The sequence below is a fragment of the Streptomyces sp. NBC_00358 genome (assembly GCF_036099295.1).
GTDB lineage: Bacteria > Actinomycetota > Actinomycetes > Streptomycetales > Streptomycetaceae > Streptomyces.
Window position 1 is genome coordinate 5855645 of the sequence record NZ_CP107976.1, and the last position, 20375, is coordinate 5876019.

Annotated in this window: 16 protein-coding genes and 1 pseudogene; 11 read left to right on the forward strand and 6 right to left on the reverse strand. The window is 71.5% G+C overall.

The features are described from left to right. Nucleotides 1-167: 167 nt before the first annotated feature. Nucleotides 168-1643 carry a beta-1,6-galactanase gene (locus tag OHT01_RS24935; RefSeq protein WP_328555340.1) on the reverse strand — a complete coding sequence of 492 codons (1476 nt, stop codon included), beginning with the start codon at nucleotides 1641-1643 and terminating at the stop codon, nucleotides 168-170. Nucleotides 1644-2051: 408 nt separating this feature from the next. Here OHT01_RS24935 and OHT01_RS24940 point away from each other — a divergent pair, with 408 nt between their 5' ends. Beyond that, nucleotides 2052-2855, forward strand: a complete 804-nt coding sequence (locus OHT01_RS24940) for a class E sortase (protein WP_328555341.1) — start codon at nucleotides 2052-2054, stop codon at nucleotides 2853-2855. A gap of 50 nt (nucleotides 2856-2905) precedes the next feature. On the opposite strand, the gene OHT01_RS24945 is transcribed toward OHT01_RS24940, so the two are convergent. Next, nucleotides 2906-4390 carry an MFS transporter gene (locus OHT01_RS24945; protein WP_328555342.1) on the reverse strand — a complete coding sequence of 495 codons (1485 nt, stop codon included), beginning with the start codon at nucleotides 4388-4390 and terminating at the stop codon, nucleotides 2906-2908. 80 nt (nucleotides 4391-4470) lie between these two features. On the opposite strand from OHT01_RS24945, the pseudogene OHT01_RS24950 reads away from it, so the two are divergent. From OHT01_RS24950 to OHT01_RS24965, 4 genes and pseudogenes are all read left to right on the forward strand, one after another. Continuing rightward, nucleotides 4471-4989, forward strand: a pseudogene (locus OHT01_RS24950) (winged helix-turn-helix transcriptional regulator); the annotation flags it as partial. Between the two features lie 240 nt (nucleotides 4990-5229). Next, the gene (locus OHT01_RS24955; protein ID WP_328555343.1) at nucleotides 5230-5538 is read left to right on the forward strand and encodes a DUF6412 domain-containing protein; all 309 of its coding nucleotides are present in this window, start codon (nucleotides 5230-5232) and stop codon (nucleotides 5536-5538) included. Between the two features lie 139 nt (nucleotides 5539-5677). Next, on the forward strand, nucleotides 5678-6424 hold the full coding sequence (locus OHT01_RS24960) for a YidC/Oxa1 family membrane protein insertase (RefSeq protein ID WP_328555344.1): 747 nt from the start codon (nucleotides 5678-5680) through the stop codon (nucleotides 6422-6424). A gap of 195 nt (nucleotides 6425-6619) precedes the next feature. Next, nucleotides 6620-7477 (forward strand): fumarylacetoacetate hydrolase family protein, encoded by an 858-nt coding sequence (locus OHT01_RS24965; RefSeq protein ID WP_328555345.1) that lies wholly within the window; start codon nucleotides 6620-6622, stop codon nucleotides 7475-7477. Nucleotides 7478-7696: 219 nt separating this feature from the next. Here the strand turns inward: OHT01_RS24965 and OHT01_RS24970 are convergent, their stop codons facing one another. Together OHT01_RS24970 and OHT01_RS24975 are read right to left on the reverse strand one after the other, a co-directional pair. Then, entirely contained in the window at nucleotides 7697-8182 is a 486-nt protein-coding gene (locus OHT01_RS24970; RefSeq protein WP_328555346.1) for a heme-degrading domain-containing protein, read from the reverse strand. After that, the gene (locus OHT01_RS24975) at nucleotides 8179-9270 is read right to left on the reverse strand and encodes a Gfo/Idh/MocA family oxidoreductase (RefSeq protein ID WP_328555347.1); all 1092 of its coding nucleotides are present in this window, start codon (nucleotides 9268-9270) and stop codon (nucleotides 8179-8181) included. Before OHT01_RS24975 ends, OHT01_RS24970 begins: the two co-directional genes overlap by 4 nt. A 252-nt stretch (nucleotides 9271-9522) precedes the next feature. On the opposite strand from OHT01_RS24975, the gene OHT01_RS24980 reads away from it, so the two are divergent. The 6 genes from OHT01_RS24980 (at nucleotide 9523) to OHT01_RS25005 (ending at nucleotide 15960) form a co-directional block, all read left to right on the forward strand. Next, nucleotides 9523-10770, forward strand: a complete 1248-nt coding sequence (locus OHT01_RS24980) for an ROK family transcriptional regulator (RefSeq protein ID WP_328558254.1) — start codon at nucleotides 9523-9525, stop codon at nucleotides 10768-10770. Between the two features lie 395 nt (nucleotides 10771-11165). Then, entirely contained in the window at nucleotides 11166-12083 is a 918-nt protein-coding gene (locus tag OHT01_RS24985) for a hypothetical protein (RefSeq protein ID WP_328555348.1), read from the forward strand. Between the two features lie 247 nt (nucleotides 12084-12330). After that, nucleotides 12331-13110: an HAD-IIA family hydrolase gene (locus tag OHT01_RS24990; protein WP_328555349.1), complete on the forward strand. Its 780-nt coding sequence runs from the start codon at nucleotides 12331-12333 to the stop codon at nucleotides 13108-13110. A gap of 218 nt (nucleotides 13111-13328) precedes the next feature. Next, nucleotides 13329-13874: a hypothetical protein gene (locus tag OHT01_RS24995; protein ID WP_405917026.1), complete on the forward strand. Its 546-nt coding sequence runs from the start codon at nucleotides 13329-13331 to the stop codon at nucleotides 13872-13874. Between the two features lies 1 nt (nucleotide 13875). Beyond that, the gene (locus OHT01_RS25000) at nucleotides 13876-14541 is read left to right on the forward strand and encodes a class F sortase (RefSeq protein WP_328555351.1); all 666 of its coding nucleotides are present in this window, start codon (nucleotides 13876-13878) and stop codon (nucleotides 14539-14541) included. A gap of 405 nt (nucleotides 14542-14946) precedes the next feature. Beyond that, nucleotides 14947-15960, forward strand: coding sequence for a glycoside hydrolase family 6 protein (locus OHT01_RS25005; RefSeq protein WP_328555352.1), 1014 nt, complete (start codon nucleotides 14947-14949; stop codon nucleotides 15958-15960). Between the two features lie 95 nt (nucleotides 15961-16055). On the opposite strand, the gene OHT01_RS25010 is transcribed toward OHT01_RS25005, so the two are convergent. Both OHT01_RS25010 and OHT01_RS25015 read right to left on the reverse strand, forming a co-directional pair. Next, complete coding sequence (locus OHT01_RS25010) at nucleotides 16056-17996, reverse strand: kelch motif-containing protein (RefSeq protein ID WP_328555353.1); 1941 nt, start codon at nucleotides 17994-17996, stop codon at nucleotides 16056-16058. Further along, a complete protein-coding gene (locus OHT01_RS25015) occupies nucleotides 17993-19942 on the reverse strand; it encodes a glycosyltransferase family 2 protein (protein ID WP_328555354.1) in 1950 nt (649 codons plus the stop codon). Before OHT01_RS25015 ends, OHT01_RS25010 begins: the two co-directional genes overlap by 4 nt. Between the last annotated feature and the right edge of the window lie 433 nt (nucleotides 19943-20375).

Here is a 20375-nt window from a genome sequence, read left to right on the forward strand (position 1 = left end):
GCCGCCAAGGAGAGAGACCTGCAGGCCAGAGACGCGGGAGTCCCCGACGGCATATTCCGGAACGCGCCGTTGCGACGGCCGGGCGGGCGTCCGGCCGGGCGCCGGGCGCGGCGGCTCGTGCCGCCACGCCCCTCAGCGCTGTCTCACGCCACGGCTCATGCCACGGCTCACACCACCACTCCGTCCACCTGGACCGTCTGCACCGCCCCCGCCGCGAACGGCAGCGCGAGCGACTTGCCGTTGAGGTAGGTGTCCGAGTGGGACGTGTAGAGGTCGCCGCCGCCGGACGTCAGGGTGTTCCAGCGGGGGACCAGACCGCCCGTGCCGCCGGAGACCGTGGTGAAGCGGGAGAGGTCGAAGGTCAGGGTCTGGGCGGACGTGGCCTTGTTCACCGCGACGATCACCAGGCGCTTGGCCGTCGCGTCGTACGCCGCCGCCGCGTAGTCCACACCCGTGTCCACGATCGTCATGCCCGGCCGGATGTGGCGGCTGAACTGGGCCAGCACATAGAGCTTCGTCTCGACGGCGCCCGCCGTCAGGGTGCTCGCGTCGTACTTGATCATGCCCCAGCCCGCCGTGGGGTCCATCACCTGCCAGTAGACCCAGGCGGTCGGGTGCAGCCAGCGGAAGTCGAGGAGGAGGTTGCTCGCCAGGGTGAGGCCGGTACCGTCGCCGTCGCCGTACTCGGAGTTCCACAGGGCTTTGCCCGACGATGTCACGGCGTCCGTGTAGAGGAGGTCCCGCCGGCCGCCCGAGCCCTGGTATCCGTGCACGTTGACCCGGTTGACCAGGCCCTTGGTCGTCGAGCTGAAGGAGCCCCACGTCGTACGGGCCAGGTCGTAGCTCGTCTCGTCCGACGCGGAGATCTTCGTGCCCGTCAGGCCCCGCGCGTTCAACTCGCTGCGCAGATAGGGAAGTGCGGCCGACTGGACGGAGGCGTCCATGTGGCAGCCCTCCTGGGTGCCGGTGGACGTCCACCAACTGGAGGAGGGCTCGTTGAACGCCTCCACGGTGGCGAAATTCACGCCCCAGTTCGTCTTCGCGTAGAGGGCCACCGCCGCCAGATGGGAGGCGTGCTGGCGGTAGTTCCAGGTCTGGAGGTTGTTGCCGCCGCCGGAGGCGCCCGATGGATTGTGGTTCGAACACATCCACCACATCGGGGAGTTGGCGAACAGTTCGCTCGTCGCGCCGCGCGCCGTCGCCTTGGTGAGGGCCGCGCGCTGGGTGGCGTCCGCCGTCCACTTCCAGGCCGACGACGTCGGGTCCTCGTTGTTCCAGTCCTGCCAGTAGCCCTCGATCTGCTTGAAGGAGGGGATGTTGGCGGAGGCGGTCATGCTCTCGCCGCCCACACTGTTCCAACTGCACGCGCCGAGGTTGTAGCGGGCGATGTTCAGGCCCAGACCCGGGCGTGAAGCGCCGTTGTACGTCGTCGACTTGGTGGTGAAGAAGAGGTCGGCGAAGTCGTCGCGGGCGCCGAAGACATTGGCCCACCAGGCCAGCGAGGTGCCCCACCCCTCCCATTTCCCGTACGTCGTGGCGGGGTTGACCGCGATCGTCGCGTCCGCGCGGGCGGTGCCCGTCGCCAGGGCGCCGCCGAGGACCGTACCGCCTGCCGCGGCCAGAAGTGTTCTGCGTCGGATCATGGCTGGCTTCTCCGTCCGTCTGAAGCGCAACTGCCGGTCTTCCAACCGGAGTTGGCCGTCGATTACGACTCGACTTCGACTCGGTCGCCGGTTCGTCCCCACCGGCGCTTGCCCGTTCCGCTGATGCCATCAGGAAGCATCGGGTGTGGCGCCTGGGGTTGTCGAGAGTTGTGACAGCCCTTTCTAAAACCGGTGGAGGAAGCCCCGGTGGCCGACCTGGTGGGTGGTTCGCGACCGACCGGATGGGTGGTCCGAGGGTGATCTGAGGGTGTGGTCCGTGGGTGTCGCCTGTGGGTGGTCCGCCGGCCCGTGGGCGGGCGGAATGGGCTCGGTGCGTACGGGAGCCGCGCGGGGCTGGTGAGTTGGCGGGGCGGCGCCTATCGTGCGCCCGGCGAAGGGGGCGTACGGATGCGGGCTCCGGGGATCGTTCACCACGGCACGCGGCGACGGCGGGCCGCGTACCGGCGCGCGGTCTGGAGCGCTGCCGAGGTGCTCGTCACCGTCGGAGTGGTGCTTCTCCTCCTGGTCGTGCACCAGCTCTGGTGGACCAACCGGGAGGCGCGGCACGGCGCGGAGCGCAAGGTGCAGGCGTTGGAACGGGAGTGGGGGACCCCGGCCGCGGGGTCCCCCACTCCCGGCGCGGGCGGCGGTTCCGGCGCCGGGGGGAGCGGCGACGGGAAGACCGCCGCCGGGGGCGCCGGAGGGTCCGCCGGGCAGCCCTCCTCGTCCGGTGGCAACGGCGGTCGGATACAGCCCCGTTGGTCCCAGGCCTACGCCGTCCTCAGCATTCCCCGGCTCTCCCTCCGGGTGCCCGTCGCCGAGGGTGTCAGCAAGGCGGACGTCCTCAACAAGGGGTACGTCGGCCACTACAAGGGCACCCAACAGCCTGGCCAGGCAGGCAACTTCGCGCTCGCCGGGCACCGGAACACGCATGGTGAGCCCTTCCGGTACCTCCCGCGGCTCCGGCGCGGCGACACGATCACCGTCGAGACGAGGACCGCCGTCTACACGTACACCGTCGACCGGACGCTTCCGCAGACCTCCTCGCGGGACGGCGGAGTGATCCGCCCGGTGCCGCGCAGCACCGTCCGGCCGTCGTACGGGTACAGCCAACCCGGGTACTACATCACGCTCACCACCTGCACCCCCGAGTACACCTCCAGATACCGCATGGCGGTCTGGGGGAAACTCACCGCGATGCGACCCCGCTGACGCGCGCCCCACTCACGCCGACCCGCCCCGCTCACGCCGACCCGGCAGGTTCACGTCCGGTCCCGCAGCACCAGGACACTCGTCGCCGCCAGCACGGCCAGTCCCGCCGACACGACGATCGCGATGTTCGCGCCGTGCGCCGGTCCGCCGGTGGCGGTGACCAGGGCGATCGTGAGGGCGACCCCTGCGCACGAACCGATGTAGCGGAAGGTCTGCTGCGCGCCCGAGCCCATCGCGGCGCGGGTCGCGGGAACGGATTCGACGGCCAGCAGCGGCAGCGCGGCGTTCAGCAGACCGCTGCCCACCCCGGAGAGCACGAAGCCCGGAAGCAGCCGGAGCCACGAGCCGGCGCCGATCGCGCCGAGCATCGCCAGTACGCCGGCCGCGTGCAGCGCGAAACCGAGGGCGAGTTGATGCCGGTGGGAGACCCGGCCGGCGAGGCGGCGGGCCTGGAGGGCGACCGTGAAGGAGAGGCCGGACCACAGGAGGATCAGCCAAGCGGTGTCCATGGCGGACAGGCCGAGCGTCCGCTGGAGCAGCGCGGGCAGGAAACTGAACAGACCGATCACCGCGAGGCCCGTGAAGAGGCCGCCCGCGGACGAGGCGAGGAAGCGACGGTGCCGCAGCAGTCCGAGGTCGATCATGGGCGTCCGGGAGCGGCGTTCGACGGCGACGAACACGGTCATCAGGACCAGGGACGCCGCCAGCAGCAGGCCCACCGGCGCTCGCAGCCAGCCGTCGCGGCCGAGCGTCAGCGCGGCCACCAGTGACACCAGCGCGAGGCCGAAGGTAAGTGCCCCCGCCAGGTCGGGACGGCCACCGCGGGGTGCGCGGGACTCGGTGAGGGCACGCGTTCCGAGGAGGGCGACGACCAGCACGGCGGCGCCCAGGACGGCGTACACCATCCGCCAGTTCCAGCCCGCCATGGCCCCCGCCAGGAGCGGGCCCGCGGCGATGCCGCCGCTGACGAACGCGCCCCACACCCCCGTCGCGCGCAGCCGCCCGCGCGGGGTCGGGAAGGCGTGCACGATCAGCCCCAGGCTGCTCGCGAGGATCGCCGCGCTCGCGGCGCCCTGAGCGACGCGGGCCAGGGTGAACAGCCAGGTCGAACCCGCGAGCGCGCCCAGGGCGGTGGTGACGCCGAGGGCCACGGTGCCGGCCAGGAAGATCCGGCGGCGGCCGTAGTCGTCCGCGAGACTGCCCGCGACCAGGAGCAGCGCGGCCAGCCCCAGGGGGGTGCCGTTGAGCAGCCAGGCCTGCGCGGAGACCGAGGTGTGCAGCGCGGCCGCGGTGTCGGGGAGCGTGACCATCGGGGCCGTGTACGTCATCAGGGCCACGGCGGTCGCGGCGCTGGTCAGCGCGAGGGTCGGGGTGGCCCGCGGGGCACTCTCCGCCGGGGAGGCCGGAGAGACCGAGGAGGCGGGAGAGACCCCTGAGGCCGGACGGGGTGCCGTGTCGTGCGCGGGCTGTGTGCGGGTGTCGGTCCGGTCGAGCCGGGTCATGGCCTGCCCCTTCGCTCTGGTCAGTTCGGTCATTGAACCTTCGATACGGGAGACGATAGCACTCTAGGTTCGTTCACTGAACCAACATGTCGGAAAGTGGCTAGAGTGGGGGCATGGCTCTGGGCAAGGACTACGCGACGCAGGAGTGCTCGATCGCCCGCGCGCTGGAGATCGTCGGCGAGCGCTGGACGCTCCTCGTCGTCCGCGACGCGCTCTACGGCGTCCGGCGCTACAACGATTTCCTGGTGCACCTCGGCATTCCGCGTGCCGTGCTGGCGGCCCGCCTCCAGGCGCTGACCGCCGAGGGCATCCTCGAAAAACGCCGTTACCAGGAGTCGCCGCCGCGTGACGAGTACGTCCTGACCGACCGCGGTATCGCGCTGTGGCCCACCCTGCGCTCGCTCGGGCTGTGGGGACGCGAGCACTTCTCCGAGAGCCGGCTGCGCTACTTCCGGCACGCCGCCTGCGGCACGGAACTCGGCCCGTACGGCGAGTGCCCCGCCTGCGCCATGGTCGTGCCCGTCCCGGACGTCGAGATGACACCGGGCCCCGGACTCGACCCGGACCCGGCCGATACGGTCAGCCGGGCCCTGCTCGGGCCGAGGCGGCTGCTGGAGCCGATCGAGACGGATGACCGGAAGCCGGTCGAGACGGATGACCGGAAGCCGGTCGGGACGGGAGGCGGGAAGCCGGCCGGGGACGACGGCCGGGAGCCGGTCGGGACGGGCGGTCGGGAGTCGACGGGGGCCGGGTCGGGCGGGCCGGTCGGGGCGGACGCCGGGCCGTCGGTCGAGAAGCATCCTGTATAACGAACGGAAGGACACGCGCGTCCCGTACGAGTGGCGCGCCACGTACGAGAGGAGGGGCAGCCGATGATCCGTACCTGGGCCAACGCCCGCCCCGCCGCCGTACTGCTGCTCCTGCTCCTCCAGGTCGCGCTGCTCGACACCGGCAGCCTCACCGCGACCGTCGCGTTCGCCGCGACCGCCGCGGCCGGGTCCGCCTTCGCCGCCTGCTCCCTGATCGTGGCGCGCTGCGCGCCCGTCGTGCCGCCCACCCAGGTGCGTACGGCCATCCGCGACCGCGCCCGCCGCACGGCCTTCCTGCCGCAACGCGATCCGGACGCCAGCGGACGGCCGCGGCCCAGGGCGCCCGGCTACGCCCTCCCGGCGACCGCGTAGGGCACCCCTCCACTCCACCCCTGGTGAGTCTCTCGCCCGGGGTGACTCTCCATCCCAGGTGACCCGCGCGGGTCGTCATGCCGCATTCCGCAGTCCCGGCACGACGAGACCCCCGGAGGGCTCACCCATGTCCACGATCATGTCCGTTTTCGCACACTTGGTCGAGCGGTTCGCCGACCTGCTCCAGCCGTTGTTCCACGCCTCGGCGGCCGCCGCCGCGATCATCCTGTTCACCGCGCTCGTACGACTGCTCGTGCATCCCCTGTCGCGGGCCTCGGCGCGCGGGCAGCGGGCGCGCGCGGCGCTTCAGCCGCGGATCGCGGAGCTGAAGAAGAAGCACGGCAAGGACCGTGAGAAGTTCCAGAAGGCGCTGATGGAGCTGCACGCGGAGGAGAAGGTGTCGCCGCTCTCCGGCTGCCTGCCCAGCCTGTTCCAGATGCCGGCCTTCTTCCTCCTCTACCACCTGTTCTCCAGCTCGGCGATCGGTGGCGAGGCCAACACCCTGCTCGGCCACAAGCTGTTCGCCGCACCGCTCGGGGGCCGCTGGGCGGACGCACTCGGCGACGGCGGAGTCTTCGGGCCGGCCGGTCTCGTCTACCTCGCCCTCTTCGCCGTCGTCGCGGTCGTGGCCAGCTTCAACTACGTACGTACGAAGCGGATGACCGCCGCCGCGCCTCCGGTGGGCGAAGGTGAGCAGGCGGCGGCCATCGCCTCGGTCACCAAGCTCATGCCGTACATGTCCTTCTTCACTCTCTTCACCGTGGCCGTGGTGCCGCTGGCCGCCGCGCTGTATGTGGTGACCAGTACGACCTGGAGCGCGGTGGAGCGGGCGGCGCTCTACAAGGACATGCCGGGTGCGGCGCCCGCGGCCGTGGCTCTCGCCTGACAGGGCTCAGGTGCTCGGGGCCTCGGGACTCAGGGGTTCAGGGGCTCAGTGCTCAGGGCGCCATGGCCGCGGCGCGCGGTCGGTCCAGTCCGTGAACCGGGTCTTGCGGACTGGACGGCGACCTTGGAGGATCGGCCAGTCCTCCGATGGCCGCACCCGTCGGTCGACGGCCCGCGATCGAGGGAGATGGTGACCGTGAAGCTGCTGCGAGTCGGTACGACGGGGTCCGAGCGGCCGGCGCTGCTCGACGCCGAAGGGACCCTGCGGGATCTGTCGGGCCTCGTCGGGGACATCGACGGGGCGCTGCTCGCCGACGAGGCGGCACTCGGCCGGATCCGGTCCGCCGAGGCGGCCGGTGACCTGCCCGTGCTCGACGCGGCCGGACTGCGCGTCGGACCGCCGCTCGCGCGGATCGGCAAGGTCGTGTGCATCGGGCTGAACTACCACGACCACGCCCGGGAGACCGGGGCGGAGCCGCCCGCCGAGCCGGTGATCTTCTTCAAGGCGGCGGACACCGTGGTCGGGCCGAACGACACCGTGCTGGTGCCGCGCGGGTCGGTGAAGACCGACTGGGAGGTCGAGCTGGCGGTCGTCATCGGCCGTACCGCCCGCTATCTGGAGTCCGACGCGGAGGCACTCGCGCATGTCGCCGGGTACGCGGTGGCGCACGACGTGTCCGAACGCGAGTTCCAGATCGAGCGCGGCGGCACCTGGGACAAGGGCAAGAACTGCGAGACCTTCAATCCGCTGGGGCCATGGCTGGTGACCGCGGACGAGGTCCCGGACCCGCAGGCGCTGTCGCTGAGGCTCTGGGTGAACGGTGAGCTCAAGCAGGACGGCACGACGGCCGAGCAGATCTTCCCGGTCGCCGAGGTCGTCCGGTACGTCAGCCGGTTCATGACCCTGTACCCCGGTGATGTCATCAACACGGGGACGCCCGCCGGGGTGGCGCTCGGCCGGCCCGAGCCGAAGCCGTTCCTGCGGGCGGGTGACGTCGTCGAGCTGGAGGTCGGGGGGCTGGGGCGACAGCGGCAGGAGTTCGCCAACGCGTAAGCGCTCCGCTTGGTTCGCGGTTCGGGTCCGCTGGGGCTGGGGTGACCTCTCCTCCGCGGGTGCGTCGTGGTTGCTCGCGCCGTTCCTCGCGCCCCTTGCGGGGCTGTGCTGTCGGTGGTCGGCCGCGGGTGTGTCTTGGCTGGCGCTCAGTTCCTCGCGCCCCTGACGGGGCCGCGTCGGTGCCCCACGCCCCGGTCCGGGGCGTGGGGCACCGGTTCGTCAGGCGGAGAGGAACTTTTCCAGGGCTTCTACGACCATCTTGTGGTCCTCGATCTGGGGGAGGCCCGACACCACCACCGTGCCGATGACGCCCGTTCCCGTCACGGCGATCGGGAACGCGCCGCCGTGGGCCGCGTACGTGTCGGGGTCGAGGCGCGAGGACTCCTCGAAGGTCGTGCCCTTGGCGCGGAAGCGCGAGCCGACCAGCAGCGAGGAGCAGCCGTACCGCTCGACGACGCGGCGCTTGCGGTCGATCCACGCGTCGTTGTCCGGGGTGGAACCCGGCAGTGCCGCGTGGAAGAGCTGCTGGCCACCGCGGCGGATGTCGACGGCGACCGGCGCGCCCCGCTCACGGGCGATCCCGACGAGGAGCGTGCCGAGGGTCCAGGCGTCGTCGTGGGTGAAGCGGGGGAGCGTCAGACGGCGCTCCTGCTCCTCCAGCTCGGTGATCAGTTCGGTGATCTCCGGTGCGACGGGCGCGCTCACAGGGACACCACGACACCCTCGTGGGCGGAGCGGCGGGCCGCTTCCAGGACGTCGAGCGCGGCCGCTGCCTCGTGGGCGGTGACCGGGTTGGGGCCGCCGTCACGGAGGGCGGCGGCGACGGCCGCGTAGTACGCGGGGTAGGCGCCCGGGACCGTCGGCTCGGGACGGCCGCCACCGGTCAGCGGGGACTCACCGGAGCCGACCCGGCCCCACAGGGCCTCCGGCTCGACGCCCCACCCGGGCGTGGCGCCGGGGCGCTTGCCGTCGCGCAGGTCGGCTTCCTGCGGGTCGAGGCCGTACTTGACGTAACCCGCCTGCGATCCGAGGACGCGGAAGCGCGGGCCGAGCTGGGCGGTCGTCGCGGAGACGTAGAGGTGGGAGCGGACCCCGCTCTCGTGAGTGATCGCGATGAGCGTGTCGTCGTCGGTCAGCGCGCCCGGACGGCGGATGTCCGACTCGGCGTACACCGAGGCCGCGGGGCCGAAGAGGACGAGCGCCTGGTCGACGAGGTGGCTGCCGAGGTCGTAGAGGAGACCCCCGATCTCCGCCGGGTCGCCGGACTCGCGCCAGCCGCCCTTCGGCTGCGGGCGCCAGCGCTCGAACCGGGACTCGAAGCGCCAGACGTCACCCAGCTCGCCCTCGGCGAACAGCTTGCGCAGGGTCAGGAAGTCGTTGTCCCAGCGACGGTTCTGGAAGACGGAGAGCAGCAGGCCGCGCTCGTCGGCCAGGGCGGCCAGCTCGCGGGCGTCCGCCGCCGTACCGGCGAGGGGCTTGTCCACGACCACGGGGAGGCCCGCCTTCAGGGCGGCCGTCGCGATCGGGACGTGGGTCTTGTTCGGGGACGCGATGACGATCAGGTCGAGTTCGTCGGCGCGTGCCAGCAGTTCGTCGGGCGTGGCGGCGAACCGGAGTCCGTCGCCGAACTCGGAGCGGGCCTGCGCCTGACGCTCCGGATGGGTGGTGACGACCGTGTCGAGGGCGAGCCCCTCGGTCGTGGCGATCAGCGGGGCGTGGAAGACGGAACCCGCGAGGCCGTAGCCGACGAGACCCACGCGAAGGGGCGTACCAGTACCAGTCATGCCTGTCATGGGTCCTACTTTCGCAACGCTGTTGCCAAAGTGCAAGCGCGGGGGACAATGGGGGATGTGAACAGGACTGATGTGGGTGGGGACGGGATGCCTGGGGTTCCGGAGAATCCAGGTGCCTCCGGGATTCAAGGTGTACCCGGGATTCCAGGTGTACCCGGGACGCCCGGAGTTCTCGCCGACCGGAGTGCGCTCGGAACCTCCGGTGTCTCCGGGGTTTCGGGTGTCTTCGCGAACCAGGGTGTTCCAGGGAGCCTGGGAACCGGCCCGGGCGCCGGGGCGGCCGGGGTGAACCTGCCTGCCCTGCGGAGCCACAACGCCGCCCTGGTGCTCGACCTGCTGCGCACGGCGGGGACCACGGGTATCAGTCGGCTGGAGCTCGCCGAACGGACCGGACTGACTCCGCAGGCCGTCAGCAAGATCACCGCGCGGCTGCGGGCGGACGGCCTGGCGACGGAGGCGGGGCGCCGCGCGTCCACCGGCGGCAAACCCCGTACGGTCCTGCGGCTCGTCCCCGAGGCGGGGCACGCGGTCGGGCTGCATCTCGACCGGGACGAGCTGACCGCGGTGCTCTGCGACCTCACCGGGGCCGTGGTGGCCGAGCGGCGCGCTCCGCTTGACCTGGGGGCCGGTGCCGAAGCGGTGGTCGAGGGGGCGGCCGGGGAGGTCTCGGCCCTGCTCGGCGGGGTGTCACCGCTGGGAGTTGGGGTCGCGCTGCCGGGGCCCCTCGATCACAGGCTGGGGGTGCTGCACCGGGTCACGGGCTTCCCCGAGTGGGACGGGTTCGCGTTGCGGGACGAGCTGGCCGGGCGGCTCGGGCTGCCGGTGGTGGTGGACAAGGACACCAACGCGGCGGCGCTCGGGGTCGCGGTGGGGACGGGCACCTGGTCCGGCACCGGCACGGGCACCGGCACCGGCACCCGCTCCGGCTCCGGCACTCGCTCCGGCTCCGGCGCGGACTCCGAGTCCGACGCCGGCTCCGGGTTCGAGTCCGACGCCGGCTCTCACCCGGGCTCCCGCCCCGGATCCTCCGGCGGTGGATCCTTCGCGTATCTGCATCTCGGTACGGGCCTGGGAGCGGGCCTCGTGATCGGCGGGGTCGTGCACCGGGGGGCCCGTACCGGGGCCGGGGAGTTCGGGCATCAGGTCATCCAGCTCGACGGGCCGCTGTGCGAGTGCGGGAACCGGGGGTGCATCGAGGTGCTCTGTCTGGACGCGGTGGGCCGGGGGGCCCTGTCCGAGGCGGCCCGGGTGCTCGGGGCCGGGGCGGCGAATCTGGTGGGGCTGCTCGACATGGACGTCGTGCTGCTGGGCGGTCGTACGGTCGCGGCGCACGAGCAGGTCTTCCTTCGGGGCGTCGGGGCCGTCCTGGAGGAACGGGCCCGACGCGAAGGGGGTGGCGCTGCGGTGCCGGTCCGGGTGGCCCCGGGAGGGGCCCGAGGGGTCGCCGAGGGCGCCGCCCAACTCCTGCTGGCCCCGCTGTTCGGACGGGGAGAGGGCTGAACGGACCGGACGCGACCGCCGGGCGAGGGCACGCGGACCGGGTGGGAGGAGCGCGCGGCGTATCAGGTCGAACGCCGGGGCCGAGGGAAGCGCGCGGCGGACGAGAGCAGCACACGAGGGGCAGGGGCAGGGCCAGGGCGAGGGCGTTCAGGCCGAGCCGTCCGGACCGTGCGGAGGCCGTGCGGAGGGCGTGCGGCCGGGTGCGGGGGATGTCCGGCCGGTCAGGGGCTGCGGGCCGGACGAGGGAATTTCGGGGCCGAACGGGGGGCGTTCCACGTGTGGCGGTCCGTCGGTGGGGGTGCGGCGTGCCAGGGTCGCGAGGCCATTGCCCGGCACCGACAGACGCTTTCGGTCCTCCCGATCCCTGCCCGCTTCCGATCGGCCAAAGGCTTCTCATGCGACTGCGTACGTCCCATCCGCTCGCTCCGACCGCCCTCGCTCCGACCGCTCTCGCCCTGTGCGTGACCCTCACGCCGACCCCGGCGCACGCGCTGGACCCCCGCCCCGCCTGTGTCTCGTCCGACACCCATGACTTCCCGATCAAGACCCATATCCACGGTGGCCCCGACGTCTACCGGGCGGGCGGCGACTTCGGGACCTGGTACATCGACCTGACCAACACCACGGCGCACCCCTGTGGGGCGATCCACCCGGTCGTCGTCCTCGTGGACACCGGGCGGACCCTGCGGCCGGAGCAGGCGCGGCTGGAGTTCTACGACGGGGACCGGGCCCATTCGGTGAAGTTCGAGCGGAGCGACGAGGCCGAGAACGTGGGACCGTTCGACGACGGTTTCCCCGGGTTCACCGTGGCCCCCGGCCGCACCCTCACCGTGAAGGTGCGGCTCTCCCTGACCTCCGACGCGAGCGCGCCGAACGCCGTGGTGGCGAACGCGGCCGTCGTGCAGCGGCACGGGGACGACGGCGACTGGGTGGGCGAGTCGAACGCCTACCGGTTCAGCGTCCAGGGCGACGGCAAGGGCACGGACGCCGGTACGGAGAAGGGCACGGGCGAGGACCCGGCCGGCACGGCGGACACCGGTACCGGCACGGGCGCGAGTCCCGGTGTCAGCGCCGCCCCGGCCGCCAGTGCCAGTGCCGGCGCCCGCGCCGGTGCCGGGACGGGCACGGCGGACGGGACCACCGTCGGCGGGACCGCGCGGACCGGGGTGACGGTGCCGCCCGCGGACGAGCTGGCCAGGACCGGACCGGGTGCCCCGAACCGGCCGCTGCTCGCCGCGCTCGCGCTCGCCCTGGTCGCCTCCGGAGCCGGACTGCTCGTCCTGTCCCGGCGGCTGCGCCCGCGCAGGCGCTGAGACCCGGAAGCCTGGGCCACAACGCCGGCCGCCACGGTCGTCGCCGTGGACTGTCCGGACGGCCGGGCATGACCGGCCGCCCGACGGGAAGCCGCGGTGGCGGGGCCGCGGCGGCACGGTGTCCGCAACCCGCCCGGCCAGGCCGGGGGCACGCGGCCCTGACTAGGCTGGGCGTGTCGGCACAACGTCGTTCCGGCGTTTTTGGATCGAGTGCGTAGGTACGCCAGGACGGCAGGAGACCCAGCACATGTCAGAGCGCAAGCCGATCGAGTCGTGGCTCACCGACATGGACGGTGTCCTGATTCACGAGGGTGTGCCGATCCCCGGCGCCGACGCCTTCATCAGGAAGCTGCGGGAGTCCGGCAAGCCCTTCCTGGTCCTGACGAACAACTCCATCTACACGGCCCGTGACCTGCACGCCCGGCTCAAGCGCATGGGCCTGGACGTGCCGGTCGAGAACATCTGGACCTCCGCCCTCGCCACCGCCAAGTTCCTGGACGACCAGCGGCCCGGCGGCACGGCGTACGTCATCGGCGAGGCGGGCCTGACCACCGCGCTGCACGACATCGGCTACGTGCTGACCGACCACGAGCCGGACTACGTGGTCCTCGGGGAGACCCGTACCTACTCCTTCGAGGCCATGACCAAGGCGGTCCGGCTGATCAAGGGCGGCGCCCGGTTCATCGCCACCAACCCGGACGAGACCGGCCCCTCCACCGAGGGCCCGCTGCCCGCCACCGGCGCGGTCGCCGCGCTGATCACCAAGGCGACCGGCAAGCAGCCGTACTTCGCGGGCAAGCCGAACCCGCTCATGATGCGGACCGGGCTGAACGCCATCGGCGCGCACTCCGAGACCAGCGCGATGATCGGCGACCGCATGGACACCGACGTCCTGGCCGGTCTGGAGGCGGGGATGCAGACCTTCCTCGTGCTGACCGGGCTGACCGGGCCGGAGGAGATCGAGCGCTACCCGTACCGGCCGTCGAAGATCGTCGACTCGATCGCGGATCTCGTCGACCGCATCTGACACTCGACTCGACTCGACTCGGCTCGGCTCGGCTCGACCGCACCGGAAGCCGGACACTCGGTGCCGTCGGCCGTGTCCGGAACCCGGGGCGCTCCGAGCCGTCCCAAACCCTCGGGGCCGCGGACAGACCCGTACGGAGCAGCGGCGGCCTCCTGAAGATGCGGGGCGCCGCCCGGCGGGGGAGTCTCCAGATATCTGGAGGTTTCACGATGCGCTCAATGCGACTCACTCTCTGCGCCGGGGCGGTGGTCGCGGCCGCGTTCCCGCCCGCCGCGTACGCGGCCGACGCGGGACCGGCCGGTCTCTCGGTGACCCCCGCGTCCCCCGCCGCCGGCAGCGACATCCAGTTGCGGGCCATGGGCTGCAAGGGCCGGACGGGCACCGCGGCGTCGGACGCGTTCGTCTCGGACGCGCGGCTGACCGGAGGGGGCGGCGGCGGACTGGTCGGCGAGACCCGCGTCCGTACCGCGCTCCGGCCCGGCAGTTACGCCGTCCACGTCGACTGCGACGGACATCGCGACCGGGTCGGGGGCAAGGTCACCGTCCCGGCGCCGGACTCCACCCCGAGCGTCTCCGCGCCCGCCTCGCCGATCGCGCCCGTGCACGCGGGCGGCGGCGGCACCGCCCGCTTCGCCTCGGTGGCGGACGCCCACGCGGCCGGACCCGACACCCGGCAGGCCGTGGTCGGTCTGGTCCTCGCGAGCGTCGCCGCGGTCGTCGTGGTGGTCCGCGGCGCGCGCCGGGGCCACGACGGCCGCGACTGACATGGCCGAACGGGAGCGTTCCCCGGGGGTCGGCCGGCTGCTGACCGGCGTGGCCTGGCTGGTGCTGCTGCTCGGGCTGTGGCTGTGGGGCCGTGAGGTGACGGAGCTGCGCCTGGGGACGTCGGCGCCGACCACGGGCGACATCGCGGCCGTCGGACGGCCGCCGGAGGTGCGGCTGCCGCCCGCGCTCAAGCCCCTCCGGAACGCCCGGCCCCAGCGCGTCGACATCCCCTCGATGGGCGTGCAGGCCCCCGTCGTGGCCCGCGGGCTCGACCGGCTGGGCGCGATCGATCCGCCGCCGTTCGACCAGCCCGGTGTCGTCGGCTGGTACGCGGCCGGGGCGGAACCGGGCGCGGCCGGGACCGCGCTGATGGTCGGACACGTCGACACCCGGACCCGGCCCGCGGTCTTCTACAAGCTCAGCTCCGTCAAGCCCGGCGACACCGTCCGGGTCATGCGCGACGACGGGACGGTCGCCGAGTTCACGGTGGATGACGTCCAGGTGCTGCCGCGGGACCATTTCGATGCCCAACAGGCTTATGGCGTAAGGAAGTCGGGGCGGGCGGAGTTGCGGCTGATCACCTGTGGCGGAACCTTCGACCGGCGCAGCGACAGCTATACGGCGAACGTGGTCGTCTCGGCGTATCTCACCGGGAGCGGGCTGTGAGTCGTGACGTGGGCGGAGGCGGGGAGGGCTACCGGGCCCGGTCGGCGACCTGCTCCCCCTGAAGCCGCCGACCGGGCCGGTCCTCGACCGTGCGCGCACGGGCTGCGGGAGTAGCCCGGCACCGGCACGGGAGGTATGCGGGCCCGCCCGCCGGGGTTTGGCGGCCGGGCGGACAACTGGCCTGGTGTCGGGGCCACTTGAGGCCACCTTAGAACAGATGAGCGGTGTGGTTCATAGACGCTTTGACGCCAAGTCCGCGACGGCCCGGGCCGGTTCCCGCGCGGTGTGCGAACCCGCGGCGCCGGGGCCGCGAGAGCTCTGTGCCAAGGGGTGCGCGTACTCGTGGGGGGTGGGGTGGGTATGTCAGGATTGAGACCTGGGACGGTGCACCCGAGGGGGAGTTGGATGTACGGCAACAAGGGTGCCGGGGCACGGGCGTCCATGGCGGTGCTGGGGGCGGCACTGCTGCTCGCGGGGTGTTCCTCCGGGGGCGGCGGCAAGGACGGGGGTTCCGGAGCCGAGGTCGCACAACAGCCGAAGAGCGCGGACCCGTTCTGGGTGAATCCGCACGGGAGCGCGGCGGCGCAGGTCGCCGCCTACACCAAGGCGGGCAAGGACGCCGACGCCGAGCAGATCCGAAAGATAGCCGAGCGCCCCACGGGTGAGTGGATCGGCCCGGAGAACCCGGAACAGGAGGCGCGCGGCTTCACCGAGGCCGCCGAGAAGTCCGACCGGGCCGCGATCCTCGTCCTCTACGACATCCCGCACCGCGACTGCGGACAGTTCTCACAGGGCGGCGCGGCCGACGGCGACACCTACCGGGCCTGGATCGACGGGGTGGCGCGGGGCATCGGGGACCGCCCCGCCACGGTGATCCTGGAACCGGACGCCGTCCTGCACCTGGTCGACCAGTGCACGCCCCAGGAGTTCCGCGAGGAGCGCTACGACCTGCTCAAGGGTGCCGTCGGCACGCTCAAGTCCCTGAAGAACACCAAGGTGTACCTGGACGCGGGCAACGCGGGCTGGGGGCGTCCCGACCAGATCTTCCAGCCGTTGCAGGCCGCGGGCATCGGCCGGGCCGACGGGTTCTCCGTCAACGTGTCCAACTTCTACTCGACCGAGGACTCCATCGCGTACGGCAGGCAACTGGCCGCGAGGCTCGGCGGCAAGCACTTCGTCATCGACACCAGCCGCAACGGCAACGGCCCGTACACGGGCGGCACGGCGGACGAGAACTGGTGCAACCCGCCGGGCCGCGCCCTCGGCGAGAGCCCGACGACCAGGACCGCCGACCCGCTGGTCGACGCGTATCTGTGGGTCAAGCGGCCGGGCGAGTCGGACGGCACGTGCAAGGGCGGTCCCAGGGCGGGCCAGTGGTGGGCGGACTACGCCCTGAAGCTCGCCAAGGCCTCCAAGTAGCGCCCGCCCGTACGTGACCGGGGCGCCCTCCCCTTTCCGCGGAGGGCGCCCCGGTCACGTACGCGCACACATGGCTGTCCACAACCCGCCCGGAATCAGGGCACCTTGACCCACTGAGCCTTGCTCGGAGTGCCCTGGTCGTCCGTCACGAACAGCATGTACCAGCCGGATTCGACGAGGTCGCGGTTCTTCGGCACCGTCACCGAGATCCCGGTCCTCGTCTTCGTGAAGTCGAGGGCGATGGACCGCTGGTCGACGTCGGTGACATGGGTGGACGCGCTCGGCCGGATCAGCCGGGCCGTCCTGATGGACGAGGTGTGCGCCGAGGTGAAGGCGGCCGAGGCGCCGCGGGCGATCGTCCTGGGACCGCCGGACAGCGAGGGCCGCGCGTCCCGGAAGAGGTAAGGCGGTGTGTAGATCTCGATGCGCTGCTCGAAGGTGGCCGGTCTGGTGTCGGCCTTGTCCGCGTAGAGCGAGTTGGAGCCGAAGAACATCACGCGCCCGTCGGGCAGCAGGATGGAGCCCGAGTGGTAGTTGCGGCCCACCAGCGGATCGGCCACCCGGTCGAAGGTGTTCGACTTGGTGTTGTAGATCCGCGCCTGGAGGATGTTGGAGTCGCCGCGTCCCCGGTAGTCCTCGGAGCCACCGGAGACGAGGACGGTGTCGTCCGGCAGGATCGAGGACTGCGGATAGCGGGTGCCCTTGTCCAGCTCGGGCCCGTCCACGAACCTCGGGTTCCTGTCCTTCAGCTCGATCAGCCGGGTCTTCCTGCTGGACAGCCTGGACTCGCCGACCCCGCCGCCGCCGATCACCATGTACTTCTCGTCCTGTGCGGGCGGCAGCAGCACGGTGCCGGACGTCTCCATCATGTTCGGGTCGCTCAGCCCCGGGACCTTGGTGAAGGTGTTGCTCGCCAGATCCCAGACACCGGGGTCGCGGCCCACGTCGTCGGGGCCGTAGCCGGCGTTCGAGCCCGAGTAGAAGAGCTTGCCGTTCTGCATCAGCGAGATCGCCGGGTAGGTCGGGAACTGCCGGACGCCCTTGGTGTACGTCCACTTCTTGGTCTTCGGGTCGAAGACCTCGTTCTTGCCCGGGACGAGCTGGCCGATCTCGTCCAGGCCGGAGAGGGAGAGGACCTTGCCGTCGCCGAGGGTGGTCAGCGTCGGATACCAGCGGGCCTCGTTCATCGGGTCGACCTTGATGTACCTCTCGGCGACCGGATCGAACTCGTAGGCGTCCCGGATACCCTGGAAGTCCTTCTTGTCCAGGGCGAGTTTCTGCGCGATGCCGTAGGTGTTGCGGGCGTCGGTGCCGGTCAGGCCCTGTATCCGGTAGTTGTCCTGGGTGCCGGTCTCGTACTTCTGGCCGCTCCGGTGCGCCTCGACGTAGATGCGCCCGAGACCCGGGTCGTTGCGCAGGAACGCCCCGGTCGCCCTGTCGAAGACCTTCGTGGCGCGCGGCACGAGCACCGGGTCCTTCGACACGAACGTCTTCCCGTTCTCCTTGCCGGTGAACCGGGTGCCCGCGGGCAGCGTGACGGGCTTGTCCGGGTTCTCGTTGTGGACGACCATCAGGCCGCCGGCCTTGGTGACGTCCCCCTTCAGCGTCTCGTACCGCTTGGTGCCGCCGGCGATCAGCAGATTGCCGTTGGCGAGCTGGGTGTGGCCCGTGCAGAACAGGTCCGCGGGCGTCGGGATCTTCTTGATCGTGCCCTTGACCGGGTCCCAGACCCGGGTGTCGAACCTCTTCGCGTCGAAGTTGTCCTGGTTGTTGCCGGAGCCCGCGATCAGCAGGACCTTGCCGGTGTGCAGCAGGGCCGCGTGGATCGTGTTGAGCCGGTACCGCGCCGGGAAGTCGATGATGTCCCAGTGGCCGTTGTCGGCTTTGTACTCCGGCTTGTTGATCGTGTACTGGTGGTACCTGTACGTTCCGAAGCGGTACAGCCACGGCCCGTTCATCCCGGCCAGCGCGAGCACCACCACCGCGGTCACACCGAGGCGGCGGGCCCGGCGGCGACGGCCACCGTCCTCCGTCATTTGTCACGTCCCCCGAGGGCGATCCGCACGGTCTGGTCGCTCTCCCCGTGCGCGGCGGCCCAGCCGGGCCGGTGCCGCGGCGCGTGCGCGGCGTGCCGTTCCCTCGGTGGCGCCGACGCCTGCTGCGGAACGCGGACGTCCCCGGGCACCTCCGGCGGCCGCTTCCGCTCCTGGCGCACGCTCCAGCGCCAGGCGAGGATCGGCGAGGCGGTGATCAGCAGGGCGAAGACCGCCCAGACGATCATCGCGGGGTGGGCGTGCCCGAGAGTGAGACCGGCGGTGATCGAGCCGGCGAAGACGAGGATGAAGAACAGATGGATCCGGAAGGTCCCGAACAGCGTGTCGGGGCTGGCCGAATCGCCCTTGGGCGTCACCACGAAACGGCTCCTGCGGCGCAGCACCGCGTCCATCAGCGACCGTGCGTAGACCGGCGCGGACAGCGCGGACATCACCATGCCCGCCACACCCCCGGAGCCCTCCGGCTCGTGCGGCGAGACGTTGTGGCGGCGGTTCCAGACGTACAGGCCGATCTGGAGGGCGGAGGCGTTGCCGTACAGCATCAGCCAGACCGTCGGGTCGATGTTCACGCCCGACGCGCCGAGTCCGAGGAACAGGGTGCAACTCAGCGCCGCGAGGATCCAGTTGAGCGCGGACATCGGGTAGAAGACGATCATCATCGTGTAGTTGAAGAGCTTGCCCGGAGGCATCGAGAAGAAGCCCTTCCAGTACTGCTTGAGGATCGTCTCGTAGGTACCGCGGGACCAGCGCAACTGCTGCGTGAAGAAGTCCGTCCAGGCGGCCGGTCCCTCACCGACGGCCAGGACGTCCGGCGTGTACACGGACTTCCACTTCCTGCCGCTCTCCGGGTTCCTGGCACGGTGCATCTCGAAGCCGGTCGCCATGTCCTCGGTGATGGAGTCGTACAGGCCGCCGATCTGCTTCAGCGCCTTGATGCGCACGGCGTTGGAGGTGCCCACGAACATCGGCGAGCCGTAGAAGTTGCCGGCCCGCTGGATGAGGGCGTGGAAGAGGAACTGCTGCGACTCGGCGGCCTTGGTGATGGGGTTGTCGTAATTGCCGTACACCTGCGGGCCGATGACGAAGCCGACGTCCGGGTCGCGGAAGAAGCCGAGCATCCGCTCCAGGTAGTTGGGCAGCGGGACATGGTCGGTGTCGACCGAGGCGAAGTAGTCGTAGTCGTCGCCGTGGGCCTCCAGCCAGGCGTTGTAGTTGCCGTGCTTGGTCCTGGCGCGGTGCGGGCCCTTGGCCTGGTTCCACCGCGCGACGCCCTTGCGGGTGAAGTGGTGCACGCCCAGGCGCGCGCAGACCTCCTTCACCTCGGGGTCGTCGCCCTCGTCGAGGAGCCAGACGTGCAGCAGTCCCCGGTGACGCAGCTCGACAGCGGCCTCCAGCGTCCTCGTCACCATGGCCAGCGGTTCCTTGCCGGGGACGAACGAGGTGAGGAAGGCGACTCTCGTGCCGGTCTCGGGCACCACCGGGACCGGGTCGCGGGCGACCAGGGTGGCGTGCGCGTTGGACAGCACGTTCATGCAGCGGAAGAACTCGATCAGACCGATCGAGACCAGCATCACGGTGTCCAGCGCCGGCAGCAGGTCGTAGGAGGGATAGTCGCGCTCGGTCCAGTGCTCGGGCTGGAGCAGCCAGCCGAGCAGGATCAGCGAGAGGAGCGGGGCCGCGCCCAGCATGAGCGCCGCCCGGACGCGGTGCGGCTCCTGCGACAGCAGGGAGCGGTACCGCACGGTGTACGGCTTGCCCGGATCGGGCTCGGTGAGCGGACCGGCGAGCCTGCTGTAGTGCTCGTAGTCGTACTTCGGCAGTGTCTTCTTGATCTTCCGGAGGCTGTTGTCCGGATGGTGCGGTGAGCGGAGCCGGGCCGTCTCCGTACTGTCGGATTCCTTTCGGGCGCCCGTAGGCGTCGACGTCATGAGTCATCCCCCCGCACGCACGCTCGGGTGCGTGTTCGTCGGTTCTCGTCCGCCCGCTCGGACCCCCCTGGACCGTCACGGACGCGTGCACTGGCCGGCCGGCGTCACATCGGTTCATTCACACCGTACGGACATGAAACGACGGCTCTCCGGTCGCGCGACGCCCCCCTCGGCATCGTTCATGGGCGGGCCCCCAGCCCCCCACAGCCGCGACCGGCCCTACCCCCGACTGTCTCAACTGTCCTGAATCGACAGCCCTTCGAAGCACAGGGTTCTACGTCGTCCAGCATGATCGCAAGATGCGAAACGCGGTGTTAACCGGTCATACGCGTTCATTGGGACGCGAGTACGAAAAGGGGACACGGCTCCGGGTCGGCGGACCGTCTCGCGGGCATGACGAAGGGCCCCCTCGTTCGTACGAGGAGGCCCTCCG

What these genes read in the sequence shown, in the direction of transcription:
- OHT01_RS24935 (WP_328555340.1), bottom strand. Translation starts at nt 1,643, where the DNA reads ATGATCCGACGCAGAACACTTCTGGCCGCGGCAGGCGGTACGGTCCTC.
- OHT01_RS24940 (WP_328555341.1), top strand. Translation starts at nt 2,052, where the DNA reads ATGCGGGCTCCGGGGATCGTTCACCACGGCACGCGGCGACGGCGGGCC.
- OHT01_RS24945 (WP_328555342.1), bottom strand. Translation starts at nt 4,390, where the DNA reads ATGACCGAACTGACCAGAGCGAAGGGGCAGGCCATGACCCGGCTCGAC.
- OHT01_RS24955 (WP_328555343.1), top strand. Translation starts at nt 5,230, where the DNA reads ATGATCCGTACCTGGGCCAACGCCCGCCCCGCCGCCGTACTGCTGCTC.
- OHT01_RS24960 (WP_328555344.1), top strand. Translation starts at nt 5,678, where the DNA reads ATGTCCGTTTTCGCACACTTGGTCGAGCGGTTCGCCGACCTGCTCCAG.
- OHT01_RS24975 (WP_328555347.1), bottom strand. Translation starts at nt 9,270, where the DNA reads ATGACAGGCATGACTGGTACTGGTACGCCCCTTCGCGTGGGTCTCGTC.
- OHT01_RS24985 (WP_328555348.1), top strand. Translation starts at nt 11,166, where the DNA reads ATGCGACTGCGTACGTCCCATCCGCTCGCTCCGACCGCCCTCGCTCCG.
- OHT01_RS24990 (WP_328555349.1), top strand. Translation starts at nt 12,331, where the DNA reads ATGTCAGAGCGCAAGCCGATCGAGTCGTGGCTCACCGACATGGACGGT.
- OHT01_RS24995 (WP_405917026.1), top strand. Translation starts at nt 13,329, where the DNA reads ATGCGACTCACTCTCTGCGCCGGGGCGGTGGTCGCGGCCGCGTTCCCG.
- OHT01_RS25000 (WP_328555351.1), top strand. Translation starts at nt 13,876, where the DNA reads ATGGCCGAACGGGAGCGTTCCCCGGGGGTCGGCCGGCTGCTGACCGGC.
- OHT01_RS25005 (WP_328555352.1), top strand. Translation starts at nt 14,947, where the DNA reads ATGTACGGCAACAAGGGTGCCGGGGCACGGGCGTCCATGGCGGTGCTG.
- OHT01_RS25010 (WP_328555353.1), bottom strand. Translation starts at nt 17,996, where the DNA reads ATGACGGAGGACGGTGGCCGTCGCCGCCGGGCCCGCCGCCTCGGTGTG.
- OHT01_RS25015 (WP_328555354.1), bottom strand. Translation starts at nt 19,942, where the DNA reads ATGACGTCGACGCCTACGGGCGCCCGAAAGGAATCCGACAGTACGGAG.